Genomic DNA, 19,764 nt, shown 5'->3' with positions numbered 1-19,764 from the left:
CTTCTTAACTTCTTTTTCTACTACTATTCTCGAACTATATTTATAGTGAAATTTTGATTTGTTGAAAAAATTATCATTCTATATCCCGTAACTATTACGATCAACAAAGAAGAGTGCTTATCTATCTTCAATTTACCCATATAAGTTTAGTTCCAATAAAAAAGACTATAGATAACTCGAATAAATCGAGTGTAACTATAGCCCATGCAAAGTGCGCCTGTTTATTTTTTAAACAACTTTTCTAAGGCGTCTTCTGTAGAAGCGTTGGCTAGTTTAACGTTAGACCGATAAGCGGCTCGTGTGATCAGGTGACCTGATACAGGAGCAGTTAAAAAGACAAACGTTATCCCGAGCAGTAGTCGAACGCTGATGAAATTTTCCGATGCCCAAAAATAAATAAAGGTGCCGGACAAGGACAGTAAAACAGCCAGAGTCGAACTTTTAGTAGCGGCATGTGAACGAGTGTAAACATCCGGCAATCGAAGAATTCCAATCGCGCTGATGACTGCCATAATGCTTCCGATTAAAATTAAGAAAACACCGAAATATTCACCGATTGTGTTTATGCTCAACGATATCGCCCCTTTCAACATAGCGTGCTAACGCAAGGGTACTGATAAATGCCAAAATCCCAACAATCAGAATAACTTCGAGAAATGCGTGCGTACTAAGAACGACTGAAAATACCGCTACACCAGAAATCAAGTTAACCCCAATCATGTCGAGGGCCACTACACGGTCTGGCATAGAAGGGCCGCGAATAATGCGGTACAATGCCAAAATGATGGCTAGAATAAAAAGAGATAGGGAGATCGTCAATATTGTATCGATCAATTTCTCGTCACCTCCATAATTGCTTTTTCAAACACCTTGATAGACTTTAATACAGATTCTCGAGAAGATTCTACATCCATTGCATGGATGTAGAACGTTTTTCCATCAGGCGATACTTCCATAACCACAGAGCCCGGAGTCAAAGTGAGCAAGAGTGCCAATGTCGTTAATTCGTAATCACCTTCCATACTATGTTCATAGGTGAAAATACCGGGTTTTATATTTAATCTTGGACTTAAAATTTGTTTCATAATTAGCAGACTGGATTGAGAAAGTTCCGATATAAAAATTAACAGTAACTTAATCGTGGAATAGACGCGTAATAAGTAGAACTTTGTTCCAAAGAAACGATGCATCAGGAAAAGAATTCCAACTCCAATCAAATAACCAGTCAGAAAAGTTCTGACATAAAAAGCATCTTCATCCATTAATAAAGTCCATAAGAACGCAATCGTTAAATTTAAAAGAAACTGAGCTGGCACTCTATTTCACTCCTTTCAGTAGAACTGGACGACTAGATTTTGTCTAAGATCGCATCAATATAGATGCTAGGGTTCAATAGTGTTTCCGCGGCATTGGTAACATAGGGAGACATCATTTCTGTGCCTAAACCGATAAGGATCGTTAAACCTACAAGTACTAGGCAGGGGATTACGACACCTCTACGTAATGGCAACTGCTCTTCTTTACTAACAATGGTTTCACCCCAAAAGCAATTTTTAAAGACGCGAAGCAAAGAGTAAAGGACAAAGATGCTTGAAAGTAAGGACAATGCCAACAACACATACGAACCGTTGTCGATAGCAGCACTCGAAATTAAGACTTTACCGATAAAGCCGCTGAGCGGAGGAATACCAGCAAGTGATAGCATGGCAATAAAGAAAGACCAGCCAAGTAAAGGATAGTTTTTCATGAGACCACTCATGCCTGCCATTTTTGACGTACCGCTTAACGTAATCATCGTCCCGATAAGTAGGAACAGCAGCGCCTTAGCAACCATATCGTGGATAATGTAGTAAATAGAGCCTTCAATCGCTGAAGGCGTCGCAATGGCTAATCCAACGAGTATAAACCCAACCGCAATGACGACATTATAAGCTGCGATGCTACGAAGATCATTAAATGAAATCGCTCCGAGACTTCCGCCGATTAAAGTGAGTGCTGCCATAATTCCGATAATGGTATGTGTGATTTCTGGCTGGTGGTGAAAAATCAGTGAAAACATACGGAACAGTGCATAAATGCCGACCTTTGTCAGCAAAGCACCAAATAGGGCAGAGGTGACAATAGGTGGCGAGCTATAAGATCCTGGCAACCAAAAATACAGAAGCAATCCAGCTTTTAAGCTGAAAACAATTAGAAAGACAATACTAATTGTGGTGAGTAAAGGGGTTTGTCCCACTTCTGAAACACGGTCAGCCAAATGAGCCATATTTAATGTGCCAAGGGCTCCGTAAAGAAAAGCCAGAGCGACTAGGAAGAACCATGAAGAAACGATATTGATGGATACATACTTAATAGCTTCACGTAACTGACGCTTGGAATTACCTAAAGTCAGTAATACATAAGAAGACAGCAACATGACTTCAAAACAAACAAAAAGATTAAATAAATCCCCAGTTAAAAAAGATCCATTAACACCGGCTACTAAAAATAGCACGGTAGGGTAAAAATACATAGTTTGCAACTCTTTGCTAGTAGAAATAAGCGCGTAACTCAAACAAATTGCAGTGACAATACTCGATGTCAGTACCAGCAAAACAGCAAATGAATCGGCAACAAACAAAATACCAAAAGGCGGTTCCCATCCTCCAAAGTCCAGCCGCATAATGCCGTCTGTTTGAACTTTATGTAGAAGATAGGCTGAAATGCCAGTAGTTAATGCCATGGCAGCTAAGCTGATCCATGCTTGAATCCGACCATAAGTCCGAAGAAAAATCAGTAATACACCTACGATAATTGGGAGCAACATCGGCAAAACTAAAATATTATTCATCATCAGAACCTCGCATAGCCCCTAAATTATCGGTCCCTAATTCCTGATAGGCGCGGTAAGCAAGTACGAGGATAAACGCTGTAACGGCGAAGCTAATAACAATTGCCGTTAAAATTAATGCTTGAGGCAAAGCATCCACATACTTGCCTGCTTCTTCTCCGAGTAGTGGAACAGTCCCAAGTTTCAAACCGCCCATCGATAAGATGAGAAGATGGACTGCGTGAGATAAAATGGCTGTCCCTAATATGATGCGAACTACATTTTTAGATAAAACGAGATAGATGGCGACCGTGGTAAGGACGCCGACCAAAACAATGATCAATGATTCCACAGGCTACTCATCCTCACTTATGCTTAGAATTATATTCACGACAACACCAATGACCGTTAATGCGATGCCGGCTTCGAATATGGTAACAGTGGCCAATTCAGTTTTACCGAAAATCGGCAAATCAAAATAGCCGAAACTTTGACTTAGAAAAGCACCACCTAAAAACATGGGTGCGATTCCGCTCGTCATAGCGAGTAGTACACCGAGACCAGAAAGTTTCTTGAAATCGATAGGTAATGCCTCACTGACAGTTTCTGAATCGTAGGATAAAAACATCAGTACAAAAGCAGATGCAATAACTAAACCTCCAATAAACCCGCCACCTGGTTGATTGTGTCCTGAGAAAAATAAATAAATACCAAATGTTAAAATGATCAACACAACAGCTTTTGATACCGTTTTTAATATCACATCATTGATGTTCATCTTTCCCCGACCCCTTTCCAAGCTTTAGGCGAATCAATGTATAGACACCAAGTCCTGCAATAAACAAAACGAGGGATTCAAGCATTGTATCGAAGGCCCGGAAGTCACCTAAAATGGCATTCACAATATTTTCTCCACCTGTGAGTTCATAGGAATTTTCAAAATAACCAGAGATGCTATCGAATAATTTGCCGCTATTAACGGTTAAACCAATTAATGTAACCGTAAGTCCACCACCAATCGCAATTAATGCGTTTCGAAGTTTTATTCGTTTGGAAGAATCTTCAGCAGTCCATGCTGGTAAAAAGAGAAAACATAATAGAAATAAGACAGTTGTGACGGTTTCGATAACAAGCTGTGTTAATGCTAAATCAGGTGCACGGAAGAGCACAAAGAAAATCGCAATAGAAAAACCTAATACGCCATTTAATAAAATTGCTGAAAGGTGGGACTTAGCAAACAAGATGCTGATCGCTGCAATTGCCATTACTGCGGTGAGTAAGCCTTCATAAACACTGATAGGCGAGTCAGCAGTCAAATCAATCGATAGTGCTCCTGTAAATAAGAGTGTACCTCCAGCTATTAACATAAAGAACATAAAGATATAAGCAAAATAAGAGGGTAAGTGGCCTGTCATATAATGCGTCGTAATCCAGTTAGCCGCTCTTTTTAAATTTTTCAAAAATGAGTTGTAAACAGCGGTAAACGTCCAACCTGCTGGTTGAATCCGGAAGATTTTAAACCAGCTGCGGAAAGTAAGGAAAAGAATCGTCCCAACAATTACGATACCGATTGTCATAAATAATTCTGTATTCAAGCCGTGCCATGCGGAAATATGAGGAGCAGCTCCTGAAATTCCTGGAATAACGCCATTCAATGCAGGTTTTAATAAATAATCACCTAGCAAGTTTGGAGCAAAAAATAACCCAATAATAAATACGCAAAGTATAGCTGGAGAAACGAGCATTCCTAAGGTAGGCTCAACTGGTTTTCTAACACCCCTTTTTAGTTGAGGTGTTCCAAAAAAAGTGCGGAATACGAAAATCATACAGTAAACAAAAGTGAATACCGAAGCAACCCAAGCAATAATTGGAATGACTAATCCCCATGTTGAAGCACCAAATATAGGCAGTCCAGCCGCATTAACGGAAGCTGTAAAAAACATTTCTTTACTTAAGAAGCCATTTAAAAATGGCAGTCCAGCCATTGAAAAGCTACCGATTACAGCAAATGTGAAGGTAATTGGCAAAGCTGCCATTAGTCCACCCAAGCGCCGAATGTCACGTGTTCCTACTTGGTGATCGACAATCCCAACTACCATGAATAGCGCACCTTTAAATGTGGAATGGTTGACCATGTGGAAAAGGGCGGCAAAAATAGCTAACCCATAAAAGGCCCCTTGCTCGCCATCGCCAAAGTGTATAGCTGCTGAACCAAGGCCGAATAAGCTCATAATTAAGCCCAATTGACTAATTGTCGAGTAGGCAAGTAAAGCTTTTAAATCGGTTTGACGAACCGCGCAATACGCTCCCCAGAATAAGGTGATCAGTCCAACAAGTGTAACTGTCCAAAACCAAGCCGCATTGCCACCAAAAACTGGTGTAAAGCGAGCAACTAGATAAATACCAGCTTTGACCATAGTTGCCGAGTGCAAGTAAGCACTAACGGGTGTCGGTGCTTCCATCGCATCAGGTAACCAAATATGAAAAGGGAATTGTGCGGATTTGGTAAATGCCCCGAGCAAGACTAAGAACATCGCAGGATAAAACAAGGTGTGATCCGTATATTGGCTAATAGTAATGATAATTTCCCGAATACTGAAAGTTCCAGTCATAGAGTGCAACATTAAAAAGCCAGCAAGCATACCTAATCCACCGAATACTGTGATCAATAATGATTTTTGTGCACCATAACGTGAATTTTTACGATGATACCAAAATGCAATTAATAAGAAAGAAGAAATACTCGTTAGTTCCCAGAAGACATACAGCACAAGGAGGTTATCAGATAAGACAATTCCGAGCATAGCGCCCATGAAGAGCAGCAAATAGGCGTAAAAATGTGGAAAAGAATCAGATGGTGATAAATAGTAGATAGAGTAGAGAACGACAAGTGCGCCCATACCTGTGATTAGCAAAGCCATAATTAAACTAAGACCATCAAGATAAACAGTAAAATTAATACCTATTGAAGGAATCCAATGGACTGTTTGAATCAGAGTATCACCATTAGCAATAGCGGGGATTTGGATAACAAACATACTGAACAATGCGATTGGCACAATTAATACGAGCCAACCAAGATGAATCGAGCCAACTCGATTATGTATAAGTGGAATAAGGGCAGTAAAAACGAAAGGAATTAAAATGGCCAAGATCAATAGATACACAGCAAAACCTCCTGGAATAGACTAAATAAGTAGTTTTAAATGTAAAAGTAATAGAGCAGGTATATAATGAGGGCAAAAGGTTTACGCTTGTCCCGTCTTGTACTATAGTAAGGGTTCGCAAGGCAATCAATCTAAATTATACAGGAAATCAGTATGCTTTTCATTTGTCAGCCAGTATTGATGAAGAATCTAGAAAATGTGATTAGGTGAAAAATCCAGAAATTATCTAGAACACTTGATTTCCTGTATAGGAAGAAGTATAATTTCATAGTTTTGAAGAATGATATACAGATTATATTTTCAGTGAGGTGAACATAAATGAAAAAAATCAGAGGACGAATGGATGAAAGTATTTTGGTGTGTGTTTTTTACGGACCGAATGGTGAACGTTTGATCAATCGGGGTAACAAGCTTGCTACCATGCTAGATTGTCCGTTGTATATTTTAACGGTAGATCCAATGTCTGTTAATGAATTTGATGCTGAAAAAGCCTCTTATATTGAACGATGGAGAGAACTTGCTGAAGAGTATGATGCTGAAGAATTTATAGTTCGTGATAATGAAAAACGGCCGACTGCAAAAGTGATTGGGGAAGTGGCGCATGATTGCAATATTACCCAAATTGTCATGGGGCAGACAGCAAGAAGTAGATGGGAAGAAATCACGAAAGGCTCATTCTTGAACATGCTGCTTCGCGAAATTCCTTTTGTAGACTTGCATGTGGTTTCAGTCGCGCGAACAGTTAAGGGCGTCGAAGGTGACGAGTTTGAAAAAGGTGTACGCTGTTACTTGATGAAAGACGACGACAGCTATAAAGTCCATTTTACACAATCGAAAAATTGTCAGCTTGAAGGGATTTTCTTTAAAGAAATTGGTACCGATTTTGATAACGGAATCTTTAAATTCATGCACGACAATAAAATATATCAAGTTGAAGTAACGGAAGATCGAATCGAATTACCTGAAATTATTGATGAATGTTTAGGGAAAGAACTAGTAAAAAAATAAATAAAACACAACAAAAGACTGCTTCGTCATTGAGGCGGTCTTTTGTATGTTCAAAAGGAGAGACTGCGACATGAAAAAAACAAAAAGATTAACACCTTTGCTCCCAAAAGAATTAGAAACACGTTCTTTTACAGAGGCATTGGATGATCATTACATAAGCAATTGCCGAATTTCACAGGAAACCATTGACTTTAATACAGAGGAAGCACTCCATATCGATAGAGTGGTATTTGAAAATGTTACATTTCTTGAAGCGAGCTGGCCCCGTTCGGAGTTTGTCGATGTAATATTCTTGAATTGTGATTTATCAAACATGGACATGAGCCGTGCAGTTTTTCACCGAACTGAATTTCGAAACTCCAAACTGATGGGGACCAATTTTGCTGAAGCAGGAATTCGTCATACGCTCTTTGAAGAATGCATGCTAAATTATGCTACTTTTGGTTTTACCTTATGTAACACAGTTAGCTTTGTTTCTTCTACCATGAGGTTTGCCGACTTTTATGAAATGGAACTAAAGAACAGTGAATTCCGGTTATGTGATCTAAATGACATCAACTTTACGCAAACAAGTCTTAACGGAATCGATCTTAGCACCAACACTTTTGAAAGCATTCAAGTATCAATAGACAAACTTCAGGGTTGCACTGTTTCTACTGATCAAGCAATTGCCTTTGCACGTCAAATGGGCATGATTATAGCAAACGACTAATATTATAGAAGAAACGTTTAAAAATTCATAGCGACGTCCTGTCGCAAAGCTACATGACTCACATCCTGTGAGTCCGGACACGTCCACCTGAAGCGAATAAAATAAGAAGATTTTTTCAAGTAAGTACAAAACCCCGACAGTAAAAAACTGTCGGGGTTTCGGCTTGTAGACAAAAGAATAGTTATAACCGGTAAAGAATGTATAGTTTTTTCATCTTGTTTCTATCGAATTCTGCGCTCCAGGCGGACGCTTTCCGCGGGCTTGCGCTCCGAATCCTGAAGTGTTGGGCTTATGAAGCGTATTAATACGCTCTTAGTAAGAACCAAATGAGGAGTCTCCTTTTTGATTAAAGCTAAATGCTTCCAATCGGTCTGGCTACGAAGACTCCCGTGGGATAGCGAAAGCTGAAGACCCCGCAGGAACGTCAGTGACGAGGAGGCTGAAGCTGAGCCCACAGGAAAGCGAAGTGGCCAGATCGATTGGAGGTTATACACCACTATTCATCTTATTAAGACTTTGTCTACAGTCTAAAACCCCGACAGTAAAAAACTGTCGGGGTTTTTATGATTGCTTTTATGGTAATTAGCGAACGCCTTTCATAAAGCTTTGAATACGTGGAGCAAAGACGAACAACGCGATACTTAGAACGATAGACACACCACCAATAATTCCGAAGTACATCATTTCGTTTTCAACTGTGTAGAACTTAACCAACTGTGCGTTAATTGCTTGAGCAGCAGCGTTAGAAAGGAACCACAAGCTCATTGTTTGAGCTGAGAAAGCGGCAGGAGCCAATTTAGTTGTTGCTGATAATCCAACTGGAGATAGGCAAAGCTCACCTAATACAACAATAAAATAACTAAGAACAAGCCAAAGTGGGTTAACCAATGCTGTTGGTCCGCCGAAATAAACTGGTAATAAAATAACTAAGAAAGATAAACCGGCAAATAGTAATCCAAGAGAAAATTTTTGCGGAATCGATGGCTGTTTGCTTCCAAGTTTAACCCATAACCAGGCAAAAACCGGAGCTAACATAATGATGAATAATGGATTTAATGATTGGAACCAAGCAGGAGAAATCGTGAATCCTGCAAATTCAAGATCTGTGCGTTTATCTGCATATGCAGCAAGAATAGTAGAACCCTGCTCCTGAATTGCCCAGAACATAACGGATGCGATAAATAAAGGAATATAGGCTAACAGATGCGAGCGTTCCACTTCTGTTGTTTTTTTACTACGGTACATAACAGTGAAATAGACAACCGGAATTAAAATACCAAAAACCCCGACAATCCCGACAAAGCTGTTAAAGGTCAATAATCCTGTTGGAATTCCAATAGCAATTGCCGCTGCAATTACCAATGCACCAATAGTAAACGCTTTAATTGTTGCTTTACGTTCAGAAGGTAATAACGGGTTTGGTACAACCGTTCCTGCCAAACCAAGATTCTTTTTCTTCGTCAGTACGAAAATAACCAAACCAAGGAACATCCCGACAGCTGCAATACTGAAACCTAAGTGAAAGCTGATTTTCATCCCAACTGTACCAACGATTAACGGTGCTAAGAAACCACCCATATTGATACCCATATAGAAAATACTGAATCCTGCATCGCGGCGATCATCATTTTCTGCATAAATTTCACCGACTACACTCGATACGTTTGGTTTCAATAAACCGGTACCCAGTACAATTAAGACCATTGAAACAAAGAATAAAGCTAAATTTCCAGGTATTGCTAGAGCAATATGCCCAAGCATAATAAGTATTCCACCGTAAAATACAGCTTTAGAAGTACCAAATATCCTGTCGGCTAACCAACCACCGATAATTCCGGACATGTAAACGAGCGATCCATAAATAGACATAATAGATAAAGCCGTCGTCTGATCAAGACCAAGTCCACCTTCGGACATTTCGTAATACATATAGAAAACTAGAATCGCTCTCATTCCATAATAAGAGAACCGTTCCCAGAACTCAGTGAAGAACAATGTGAACAACCCTTTTGGATGACCAAAAAAGCCTTTTTGAGGAACACTTTTAACAATCTCTTGTCGAGAATATTTTTCAGACATCATACTAACCTCCATTTTGTTTATTCTAACATAATACTTTTTTTAATTGAAAAAATCAAAATAAATTTTAAAATCAATACTAAAGCCTTCTTTAAAGGTGTAATACGACTTAAAAATGGTAAGATATTATTTTTTCAAAATAGTTATTAAATTCTGAACACAAAAGTTTTATAGTAAACTTTAATCTTAATTAAACTAGCTGTTAAATTGTAACTGGCTTTCTTGCTCCTTTATATAGAAGAAATTAAGGCATTGTTATTTATTGATCAGAAAAAGTAAAAGAAAAATAAAAATTAGGTTCGTGCCGAAAAAAGGTTCTGATTTTAAAGTGTCTATTTACCTGTTATTTGAAAAATTATTTATAGTGTTAAAAAAAGTAAATAATATAACCTATTTAAATACCATATTTAGTAATAATTAGTTGTTGTTCACTAATTATTCACAATTTTTTTAAATAATATCCATGTATTTATTGCAAAAAAACTCAAAGTGCAGTATATTTAAAATAGTTAGAATATTTTTTAGGGAGCAGGAATGTAAATGAAACAGTTAAGCAAACGAATCAAGGATTTAAGAGAAGCTAAAGGACTATCTACTGAAGAATTAGCAGAAGCAATCGGCTTTGCAAAAAGTACGGTTTGGGCTTATGAAAGTGGGAAAAAACAAGTTTCTGTAGTTCATCTTGAAAGACTTGCTGATTATTTTGAGATTTCGGTCGACAGTTTGCTGGATCGTGACGAACGGACTATCAATGTAGATCTTCAAAATACTAGTTTCTTAAATGACTACAATTTAATGCTAGATGATCAACCACTAAATCAAACTGAGATTGCTGAGGCCGCATCATTCATTCAGGTTAAACGCCGTATGGGTAGCTATGGCACAGCGACTTCTTAATAGTAGATAGAACCACTAAAAATGTTCACTCCTTTTCAAGGAGTGAACATTTTTTTGTATGCGCTTCTCAAGATTCTGCCACAGAAAAAGTTACAAAAATGTGGTAAGCTAACTTAACGATACGAGTATTAGGAGTGTTCGATTTTGTTGGAAAGCGCAAAGCAATTACTACAGTCCCATTTTGGCTATGAGTCATTCCGAATCGGCCAAGAGCAAGCCATTACGCAAGTTTTTGAAGGACATAATTCGATTTGCGTCATGCCGACAGGCGGAGGTAAGTCGATGTGCTACCAAATTCCGGCGTTAGTCATGGAAGGAACCACAATAGTTGTATCTCCTTTGATTTCATTAATGAAAGATCAAGTAGATGCACTTTTAGCAGCGGGTATTCCAGCTGCTTATATAAATAGTTCTCTCGGTTTTGATGAAGTTCGAGAGACCTTGATCGATGTTCAGCGCGGAGCCATTAAACTGCTTTACATTGCTCCAGAAAGATTGGATTCAGAAATGTTTCTTAATGAATTACAAGGAGTACACGTCCCGCTGATTGCAGTTGATGAAGCTCATTGTATTTCGCAATGGGGTCACGACTTCCGTCCAAGTTATCGCTTGATCAGTCGCATGACAGAGTTGTTTCCAAATAATCCAACAGTTTTGGCCTTGACCGCTACTGCGACTCCCCAAGTTCGAGAGGATATTTGTCGAATATTGAATATCGAAGAACAACATACGGTGATGACTGGTTTTGAACGGGCAAACTTAACCTTTTCAGTTGTGCGTGGACAAGACCGCGAGCGGTTCGTAAAAGAATATGTGGCGAAAAACGATAAAGAAGCAGGTATTATTTACGCTGCTACGCGCAAAACAGTAGACTCAGTTTACGAGATGCTACTAAAAAAAGGCATCAAGGCGGCCAAGTACCATGCAGGAATGCCGGACCATGAAAGAAAAAGTGGTCAAGAACGTTTTCTAAATGACGAAGTAACAGTTATGGTAGCAACAAATGCATTTGGAATGGGGATAGACAAAAGCAATATAAGGTTCGTAATTCACTACCAAGTCCCCAAAAACATGGAAAGCTATTATCAAGAAGCAGGTCGTGCTGGGCGAGACGGTTTGCCGAGTGAATGTATTGTGTTGTACGCGTCGCAAGATGTCCAAACACAACGATTTTTAATCGACCAAGCGCAAGACCCTAGTCGAATTCCAGGAGAACTAGTGAAATTGCAAGGGATGGTGGACTATTGTCATACCGAAAATTGCTTACAACAGTTTATCATCCATTATTTTGGAGACACGGCGGCGGAACCTTGTGGACATTGCGGGAATTGCTTAGATGATCGTGAAAGTCTGGATGTCACGAAAGATGTTCAAATGGTGCTGTCATGTGTTATTCGCATGGGACAGAAATTTGGCAAAGTGATGACAGCTCAAGTGTTGACAGGTTCGCGCAATAAAAAAATACTGGATTTTGGTTTTGATAAACTTTCGACTTATGGAATTTTAAAACACCAAAATTCGAAGGAAGTTTCAAATCTAATTGAGTTTATGATTTCTCAAGAATTGTTAGCTGTAGAACAAGGGTCATTTCCAACGATTTATGTTCCTGATGGTGGAAGAGATGTATTGTTAGGTAAACGACAGGTTCTAAGAAAAGGGGCTGTCGTAACAAAACAGATCGCTACTAACGATCCTTTATTTGAAGAATTGCGCGTTATTCGCAAGAAATTAGCAGAGAGTGCTGGAGTTCCACCTTTTGTTATTTTTTCTGATAAAACATTGCAAGACATGGTAGCGAGAAAACCGAAGAACGAAGCTGAATTTTTAAAAGTAAACGGCGTAGGTGCAAATAAGCTTGAAAAATACGGAGAAGCATTTTTACAGGCAATTCATTCTTTTGATGCTATAAAAAATGAATAAATATAAGCAAAAAACCCCATACAAAATGGGGTTTTTTAATTTTTAAATTGTCTGACTTGTATAAATATGCATTTTTTCATTATAGGAGTATTCTGTTTAAGATTCATGAAATGGAAACGTTTTCATTGATATGTTAAGGATTCGGCACTATTATTAGTATTTTTTTACTTTAGGGAATTGTATATATATTCAGACTTATGATATACTATCAAAATATTATGACACATGAGTGTTATGAAGGAGGCGGTTTGATGAGTAAAAAAGAATACCCAATTCCACAAGGGCTTTATCATCCAGATCAAGAGCATGAGGCATGCGGAATCGGGATGATCGCCAACATAAATGGAGAAAAATCACATGCAATCGTACAAAATGCGATTAATATATTGTGTAATCTTGAGCATCGCGGCGGACAATCCTCAGATACGAGCACTGGAGATGGCGCTGGAATTTTAACTCAAATTCCACATCGCTTTTTCTTAAAGCAATGTGAAAAAGAAGGAATTACATTGCCAGAAGAAGGTAAGTACGGCATTGGTATGCTCTTTATGCCGCAAGACTATGATTTACGTATGAAAACAAAAGAAATGATTCATCAAATTATTCAAGAAGAAGGACAAATTTGTCTCGGATGGCGACCAGTACCCGTCAATGATTCGTTTGTTGGAAAAGTGGCATCAAAAACGAAGCCGGTTATTCGACAAGTGTTTATCGGAGCCGCGCATGGCTTGGAAAACCGAATTGACCTCGAGCGTCGACTTTATATTATTCGTAAACGAATCGAGCAGGCTATGCTTGGCAAAGAAGATTTTAAAGATGTATATTTCAGCAGTCTTTCGGCAGGAACGATTGTTTATAAAGGTATGCTTATCCCAGAACAACTAGATTCATTTTATATAGACCTCAACCACCCTGAATTCAAATCAGCGTTAGCTCTCGTCCACTCTCGTTTTAGTACGAACACCTTCCCAAGTTGGCAGCGTTCGCACCCTAATCGTTACTCCATCCACAATGGTGAATTCAACACATTGAGAGGAAACGTCAACTGGATGCGTGCCCGTCAAGTACTGTGTGAATCACCGGCATTTAATAAAGATGACCTTAAAAAGGTTTTACCTGTAATTGATGAAACAGGCAGTGACTCTTCAATGTTTGATAACTGTTTTGAATTTTTGCATTTATCTGGAAGATCTCTTGCGCATACAGCAATGATGATGGTACCAGAACCATGGGTTAACGATCACACGATAAAAAAAGAAAAAAGGGACTTTTATGAGTACCACAGTACTTTAATGGAGCCATGGGATGGTCCCGCTGCACTCGTCTTTACAGATGGGAAACAAATTGCAGCTTGCCTTGATCGAAACGGCCTTCGACCTGCTCGTTATTATGTGACGAAAAGCGGCATGATTGTCATGGGTTCAGAAGTCGGCGCATTGGATATTTTTGCGGATGACATTATTTACAAAGATCGCTTACGTCCAGGTAAGATGCTATTAGTCGATTTAGAAGAAGGAAAGATTATTCCAGATGAAGAAATTAAACTTCAAATAGCAGGAGAATTGCCTTATAAAGATTTTATCGATAAAAATATGTTTGATATGGATGATTTTCCAGAGCCGGTAATGCCATCTAAATCAACTAATGCAGAACCGTTGATCAAAAGGCAGTTAGCATTTGGTTATACAATGGAAGAAGTTCAAAAAATCATAAAACCGTTAGCGACTGAAGGAAAAGATCCTGTTGGTTCTATGGGCTATGATTCACCTTTAGCTGTTTTATCGAAAAAGCCACAACTTCTCTATAACTACTTTAAACAATTATTTGCACAAGTAACAAATCCACCGATCGATGCGATCCGTGAACATATTATTACAGCTGCGCGGACCACAATTGGAGCAGAAGCGAATTTGGTGCAACCAACTCCGGAAAGTGCGCGCCACATTCGATTAGAAACACCAATTTTAACAAATGCAGAACTGGAAAAATTACGTCAGCAAGATCTTCCTGTTTTCAAACCTGCTACGATATCAATTTTATTCAAAAAAGATGAAGGTACAGCAGCCATGGAAAAAAGGTTGGACGCAGTTTTTGCTGAGGCAGACCAAGCCATTAAAGATGGAGCCAAACTACTAATTTTGTCTGATCGAGGTGTAAATGAAGAGTACGCGGCAATTCCTGCGCTTTTAGCTGTGTCAGGTTTGCATCATTATTTGATTCGCCAAGAAACGCGCATTCAAATGAGCATATTGCTCGAATCTGCAGAACCTCGTGAAGTGCATCATTTTGCGGCTCTTCTGGGGTATGGTGCAGAAGGTATCAATCCTTACTTGGCTTTTGATACGATTGAAAACCTAATCGATATCGGTGATATTCCAAATGTAAGCTTTGAAGAAGCAGAAACGACTTATGTTAAAGCTGTTACAGATGGCATCATTAAAGTATTGTCCAAAATGGGTATTTCAACGATTCAAAGTTACCGCGGTGCTCAAATTTTTGAAGCTGTCGGTATTCATATGAACGTTATCGATAAATACTTTACACGTACTTCTTCGCGTCTGGGCGGAATTGGCCTTGATATCATTGCGCAAGAAGTTCTCATGAGACATGCAACAGCATATCCTGTAGCTCAAGGAGACAATCAAGCACTAGAATCAGGTGATGAATTCCAATACCGTGAAAATGGAGAAAATCATCAATACAATCCGAAAACAATTCATACATTGCAACATGCATGTCGGACAAATAACTACGATGTCTTTAAGAAATATACGAATTTACTAACGGATGAAAAAGCGAACCTTCAATCATTACGTGGCTTAATGTCCTTTAAGAAACGAACGCCAGTCCCGATTGATGAAGTAGAAACGGTTGACGAAATTTGTGCGCGCTTTAAAACAGGTGCGATGTCATATGGTTCTATTAGTAAAGAAGCGCACGAAGCTCTAGCTGTTGCCATGAACCGTATTGGTGGAAGAAGTAATTCAGGAGAAGGCGGGGAAGAAACTTCTCGTTTTATCCCTGATGAAAATGGAGATAACCGCCGTAGTGCGATTAAACAAGTCGCTTCAGGTCGTTTTGGTGTAACAAGCCATTATTTAGTGAATGCGGATGAGATTCAAATTAAAGTAGCGCAAGGAGCTAAGCCAGGAGAAGGCGGACACTTACCAGGCAAGAAAGTATATCCATGGATTGCAGAAGTTCGTGGTTCTACTCCAGGCGTGGAATTAATTTCACCACCACCGCATCATGATATTTATTCTATTGAAGATTTAGCGGAACTGATTTTTAATTTAAAAAATGCCAATCCATCGGCACGCATAAGCGTTAAATTGGTATCGGCTGTAGGCGTTGGAACGATTGCAGCGGGTGTTGCAAAGGGGCGTGCGGATGTCGTATTAATCAGTGGTTATGACGGCGGAACTGGAGCAGCACCAAAAACAAGCTTGAAGCACACAGGATTGCCGTGGGAAATTGGTTTAGCTGAGACGCATCAAACACTTCTTTTAAACGGTCTTCGGGATCGAATTGTTGTCGAAACAGACGGCAAAATGATGACCGGTCGCGACGTCGTGACAGCAGCCCTACTTGGAGCTGAAGAATTCGGATTTTCAACAGCACCTCTTGTCGTGCTTGGTTGCGTAATGATGCGTGTATGTCATTTAGATACATGTCCTGTTGGTATTGCAACTCAAAATCCAGAGCTACGCGAAAAATATGGCGGAGATCCAGAACATGTCGTTAACTTTATGCGTTTTATCGCACGTGAAGCGCGTGAACTAATGGCTGAACTCGGATTCCGTACAATCAATGAAATGATTGGTCGAACTGACGTTATTGAAGCAAACCAGGCAATCGATCATTGGAAAGCAGGCGGCATCGATTTAACAGCCTTGTTGTATCAACCCGATCTACCTGCAAAAGTGGGACGTTATGCAACCATTAAGCAAAATCATGAATTAGAACAAACTTTGGATTATCAGGAATTATTGCCACGATGCAAAAAAGCCATTGAAACAGGTGAACGTGTAGAAGTGGCTACAGCCATTCGTAATATTCATAGAGCAACAGGAACGATTGTCGGTAGCGCTATTTCCAAACGTTACGGTGCGGAAGGATTGCCAGAAGATACCGTCAACTTGAACTTCCAAGGATCAGCCGGACAAAGTTTCGGAGCGTTTATTCCAAAAGGGATGACGATGAATTTAATCGGAGATGCCAATGACTTTGTTGGAAAAGGATTGTCGGGCGGTAAAATATTGGTTTATCCAGCGCTAGATTCAACATTTATTCCTGAGAAAAACATTATCATCGGAAATGTCTCGTTTTACGGAGCATCAGCCGGTGAAGCTTATATTTATGGTGTTGCTGGGGAACGTTTTGCGGTCAGAAACAGTGGAGCAAACATTGTTGTCGAAGGTGTTGGTGACCATGGTTGTGAATATATGACTGGCGGTCGAGTCGCAATTCTTGGGCAAACCGGCAAGAACTTTGCGGCAGGTATGTCAGGAGGCATTGCATATGTCCTTGATGAAGAAGGCACATTTAGCGAGCGTTGCAACGCAGAGATGGTTCATCTACAACCACTTGCGGATCCAGCCGAAATCGAAGAATTACGTGAAATGATTAAAAAGCATGTGCATTATACAAGCAGTCGTAATGGAACACGCTTATTGAAGAATTGGGACATCTATTCCGCTAAATTTGTCCGTGTTATTCCAAAAGCTTATCTTCAGATTAATGAACGAATTGATAAACTGCAGAGCGGTGGGATGACAAGAGACGAAGCTGAAATGGCTGCATTTGAGGAAAGTAAAATGGCTGGAGCAGGCAAATAAGCTTGCTCTAGTGCCTCTTGCAGAAAGCGTGCAACTTAAAAAATTTACGTTCAATTTTATCTCTAACGCTGAAGAATAGATCAAGTAATGTGTATAGGAGGGAAACTATGGGGAAACCAACAGGATTTATGGAATACGACAGGCAAACGGTCAAAGAGCGACTACCGGCTGAACGGACAAAAGACTGGAACGACTACACCATCCCTTTAACAAATGAAGAAGTTGCTAAGCAAGGTGCACGTTGTATGGATTGTGGAGTGCCAACCTGTCATACAGGAATGGAACTTGAAAATGTAACGACAGGGTGCCCTGTAAACCACCTAATTCCGGAGTGGAACGATCTTGTCTACCGTGACCAATGGAAAGAAGCATTGCACCGAGAGCACTTAAAAAATAATTTCCCAGAGTTTACCGGAGTAGCTTGTCCGGCACCTTGCGAAGGGGCCTGTGTTTTAGGCATTAACGAACCACCTGTAGCGATTCGTACAGTAGAGCGTTCGATCATTGAGCGTGGATTTGCAGAAGGTTGGGTAGTGCCAGAACCACCTAAAACACGAACTGGTAAAAAAGTAGCGGTTATTGGTTCTGGGCCAGCAGGTCTCGCTGCTGCAGCGCAGTTAAACAAAGCAGGTCATCTCGTAACGGTCTTTGAAAAAAGCGATCGTGTTGGTGGCTTATTGACCTATGGAATTCCAGAAATGAAACTGCCATATGATATGGTGACCAGACGAGTGAACATTCTTGAGCAAGAAGGCATTACGTTCATTACAAGTGTAGAAGTAGGGAAAAATTATCCTTCTTCAAAACTAAAAGCAGATTTTGATGCGGTAATCATGTGTACAGGATCAACTGTGCACCGAAATATTGATATAGAAGGTCGCGAACTAAAGGGTGTTCACTTTGCGATGGACTTTTTACATGCTAGTACAAAAAGTTTGCTAGATTCGAACTTTGAAGATGGTGAATATATTTCCGCAAAAGACAAAAACGTCATCGTTATCGGAGGCGGAGATACAGGTACAGATTGTTTAGCGACATCAGTGCGTCATGAGTGTAAGAGCCTTGTTCAGTTTGATGTATACGATAAAAAAGGTGCAATTCGTGATGAAAAAGGCAATCCGTGGCCGCAATATCCAAAAGTTCATCGTATCGAATACGGTCATAAAGAAGCAGCTGCAACTTTTGGAGAAGATCCGCGTGCATATGCTGTTATGACCAAGAAGTTTGTCGGCAATGAACAAGGTGAATTAAAAGAAGTGCATACAGTCAATGTGAAATTGAAAATAGACGAGCAAGGCAATCGAATTCGTGAAGAAATTCCAGGGACTGAAAAAGTCTGGAAAGCTGACTTAGTGTTAATCGCCATTGGCTTTAGTGGACCAGAACAGGACCTACTACAGCAATTGGAAATTGAAACAGAGACGAATTCAAGAGCAAAAGCAGAGTATGGCAAATACAATACAAGTGTAGAAGGTATTTTTGCAGCAGGTGATGTGCGTCGTGGTCAAAGTTTAATCGTTTGGGCGATAAACGAAGGTCGTGAAGCAGCGCGTGAATGCGATCGTTTCTTAATGGGCACTACCGTATTACCGTAAATAAAAAAGAATCATTTTTAAACTGCGACAACCTTGAATCAGAAGTTGTCGCAGTTTTTTTGAAAATTATTTTTAGGTATCATTATTTACTTAAATGTTTAGAAACAAAAAAATTAGTCAATACTTTATAAAAATAGTTTAACTACTTTAAGAATGGAGTGATTTATATGGCTAGAAATTCATCAGGTGGCCTATTTGGTAAGCTTGTCTTAATCGGTCTTGGTGCTGTAATTGGCGCGGCAATGACTCAACAAAAAACGATGACAGGCAGAACTTCTCAAGTTAATAAAGAGGAAGTAAAAGCAAGTATTAAAAAAGGGCTTGATCGTTTAAACGAACAATCTGGTGGCATGGTTGATAAAGTAAAACCGACAGTCAACAAAGCAGTGGAAAAAGTGAAAACGGCAATAGATGCTCAGCAAGATATGATGAATAAAGAAAAAGAAGTTTTAGACAAAGCCAATAAAGAATTTCAGGATTCTACTGCGAAACAGACAGATAGCTCCAAGAGTGATTTTAGCGCAAGTGCTGCGGACAGTAACAAGCCGACAAGCGGGGATTTCGGCGGAAGCACTGGCGATTCTTTGAAAAAAAATCAGTCATCTTCAGAAGATTCAACATTCGGAAAATGATTTTGTTATAATAGAATTAAGATAAGCTATGCGCGTTTGCAGAAACGGCATAGCTTTTTCTTACTCATTTTTTGTCTGAATATTCTATGTATTAGAGGGGGTCATCG

The 19,764-nt window shown here is 39.6% G+C and carries 15 protein-coding genes; 7 read left to right on the top strand and 8 right to left on the bottom strand.

The window, feature by feature from the left end; translation table 11 throughout:
* Positions 1–221: 221 nt before the first annotated feature.
* Genes PLANO_RS13850 through PLANO_RS13820 form a run of 7 tightly spaced genes read right to left on the bottom strand, consistent with a single transcriptional unit; the run spans position 222 to position 5,976 of the window.
* On the bottom strand, positions 222–572 hold the full coding sequence (locus tag PLANO_RS13850) for a Na+/H+ antiporter subunit G (RefSeq protein ID WP_038705023.1): 351 nt from the start codon (positions 570–572) through the stop codon (positions 222–224).
* Positions 550–834 (bottom strand): Na(+)/H(+) antiporter subunit F1, encoded by a 285-nt coding sequence (locus PLANO_RS13845; RefSeq protein ID WP_038705022.1) that lies wholly within the window; start codon positions 832–834, stop codon positions 550–552. Before PLANO_RS13845 ends, PLANO_RS13850 begins: the two co-directional genes overlap by 23 nt.
* Complete coding sequence (locus tag PLANO_RS13840) at positions 831–1,316, bottom strand: Na+/H+ antiporter subunit E (RefSeq protein WP_038705021.1); 486 nt, start codon at positions 1,314–1,316, stop codon at positions 831–833. Before PLANO_RS13840 ends, PLANO_RS13845 begins: the two co-directional genes overlap by 4 nt.
* A 32-nt stretch (positions 1,317–1,348) precedes the next feature.
* Complete coding sequence (locus PLANO_RS13835) at positions 1,349–2,830, bottom strand: Na+/H+ antiporter subunit D (protein WP_038705020.1); 1,482 nt, start codon at positions 2,828–2,830, stop codon at positions 1,349–1,351.
* The gene (locus PLANO_RS13830; protein ID WP_038705019.1) at positions 2,823–3,161 is read right to left on the bottom strand and encodes a Na(+)/H(+) antiporter subunit C; all 339 of its coding nucleotides are present in this window, start codon (positions 3,159–3,161) and stop codon (positions 2,823–2,825) included. Before PLANO_RS13830 ends, PLANO_RS13835 begins: the two co-directional genes overlap by 8 nt.
* Positions 3,162–3,164: 3 nt before the next feature.
* Positions 3,165–3,587 (bottom strand): Na(+)/H(+) antiporter subunit B, encoded by a 423-nt coding sequence (locus PLANO_RS13825; protein ID WP_008498308.1) that lies wholly within the window; start codon positions 3,585–3,587, stop codon positions 3,165–3,167.
* Entirely contained in the window at positions 3,574–5,976 is a 2,403-nt protein-coding gene (locus tag PLANO_RS13820) for a Na+/H+ antiporter subunit A (protein WP_038705018.1), read from the bottom strand. The genes PLANO_RS13825 and PLANO_RS13820 overlap by 14 nt, the downstream gene beginning before the upstream one ends.
* Positions 5,977–6,294: 318 nt before the next feature.
* Here PLANO_RS13820 and PLANO_RS13815 point away from each other — a divergent pair, with 318 nt between their 5' ends.
* On the top strand, positions 6,295–6,984 hold the full coding sequence (locus PLANO_RS13815) for a universal stress protein (protein WP_038705017.1): 690 nt from the start codon (positions 6,295–6,297) through the stop codon (positions 6,982–6,984).
* Positions 6,985–7,054: 70 nt separating this feature from the next.
* Positions 7,055–7,696: a pentapeptide repeat-containing protein gene (locus PLANO_RS13810; protein WP_038705016.1), complete on the top strand. Its 642-nt coding sequence runs from the start codon at positions 7,055–7,057 to the stop codon at positions 7,694–7,696.
* A 582-nt stretch (positions 7,697–8,278) separates the two neighbouring features.
* On the opposite strand, the gene PLANO_RS13805 is transcribed toward PLANO_RS13810, so the two are convergent.
* Positions 8,279–9,775, bottom strand: a complete 1,497-nt coding sequence (locus PLANO_RS13805; RefSeq protein ID WP_038705015.1) for a peptide MFS transporter — start codon at positions 9,773–9,775, stop codon at positions 8,279–8,281.
* Between the two features lie 540 nt (positions 9,776–10,315).
* Between PLANO_RS13805 and PLANO_RS13800 the strand changes: the two genes are divergently transcribed.
* The 5 genes from PLANO_RS13800 to PLANO_RS13780 all read left to right on the top strand — a co-directional run bounded on the left by PLANO_RS13800 (position 10,316) and on the right by PLANO_RS13780 (position 19,657).
* Positions 10,316–10,672, top strand: coding sequence for a helix-turn-helix domain-containing protein (locus tag PLANO_RS13800; protein ID WP_038705014.1), 357 nt, complete (start codon positions 10,316–10,318; stop codon positions 10,670–10,672).
* 144 nt (positions 10,673–10,816) lie between these two features.
* Complete coding sequence (gene recQ / locus PLANO_RS13795) at positions 10,817–12,592, top strand: DNA helicase RecQ (protein WP_038705013.1); 1,776 nt, start codon at positions 10,817–10,819, stop codon at positions 12,590–12,592.
* Between the two features lie 251 nt (positions 12,593–12,843).
* Positions 12,844–17,430, top strand: coding sequence for a glutamate synthase large subunit (gene gltB / locus PLANO_RS13790; protein ID WP_038705012.1), 4,587 nt, complete (start codon positions 12,844–12,846; stop codon positions 17,428–17,430).
* 107 nt (positions 17,431–17,537) lie between these two features.
* Entirely contained in the window at positions 17,538–19,025 is a 1,488-nt protein-coding gene (locus PLANO_RS13785; protein ID WP_038705011.1) for a glutamate synthase subunit beta, read from the top strand.
* A gap of 167 nt (positions 19,026–19,192) precedes the next feature.
* Positions 19,193–19,657 carry a hypothetical protein gene (locus tag PLANO_RS13780; RefSeq protein WP_038705010.1) on the top strand — a complete coding sequence of 155 codons (465 nt, stop codon included), beginning with the start codon at positions 19,193–19,195 and terminating at the stop codon, positions 19,655–19,657.
* Positions 19,658–19,764: the final 107 nt, after the last annotated feature.

It is taken from the genome of Planococcus sp. PAMC 21323 (assembly GCF_000785555.1).
Lineage (GTDB): Bacteria > Bacillota > Bacilli > Bacillales_A > Planococcaceae > Planococcus.
The sequence above is the reverse complement of the archived record's forward strand: the minus strand, read 5'-3'. Positions and strand labels throughout refer to the sequence as shown.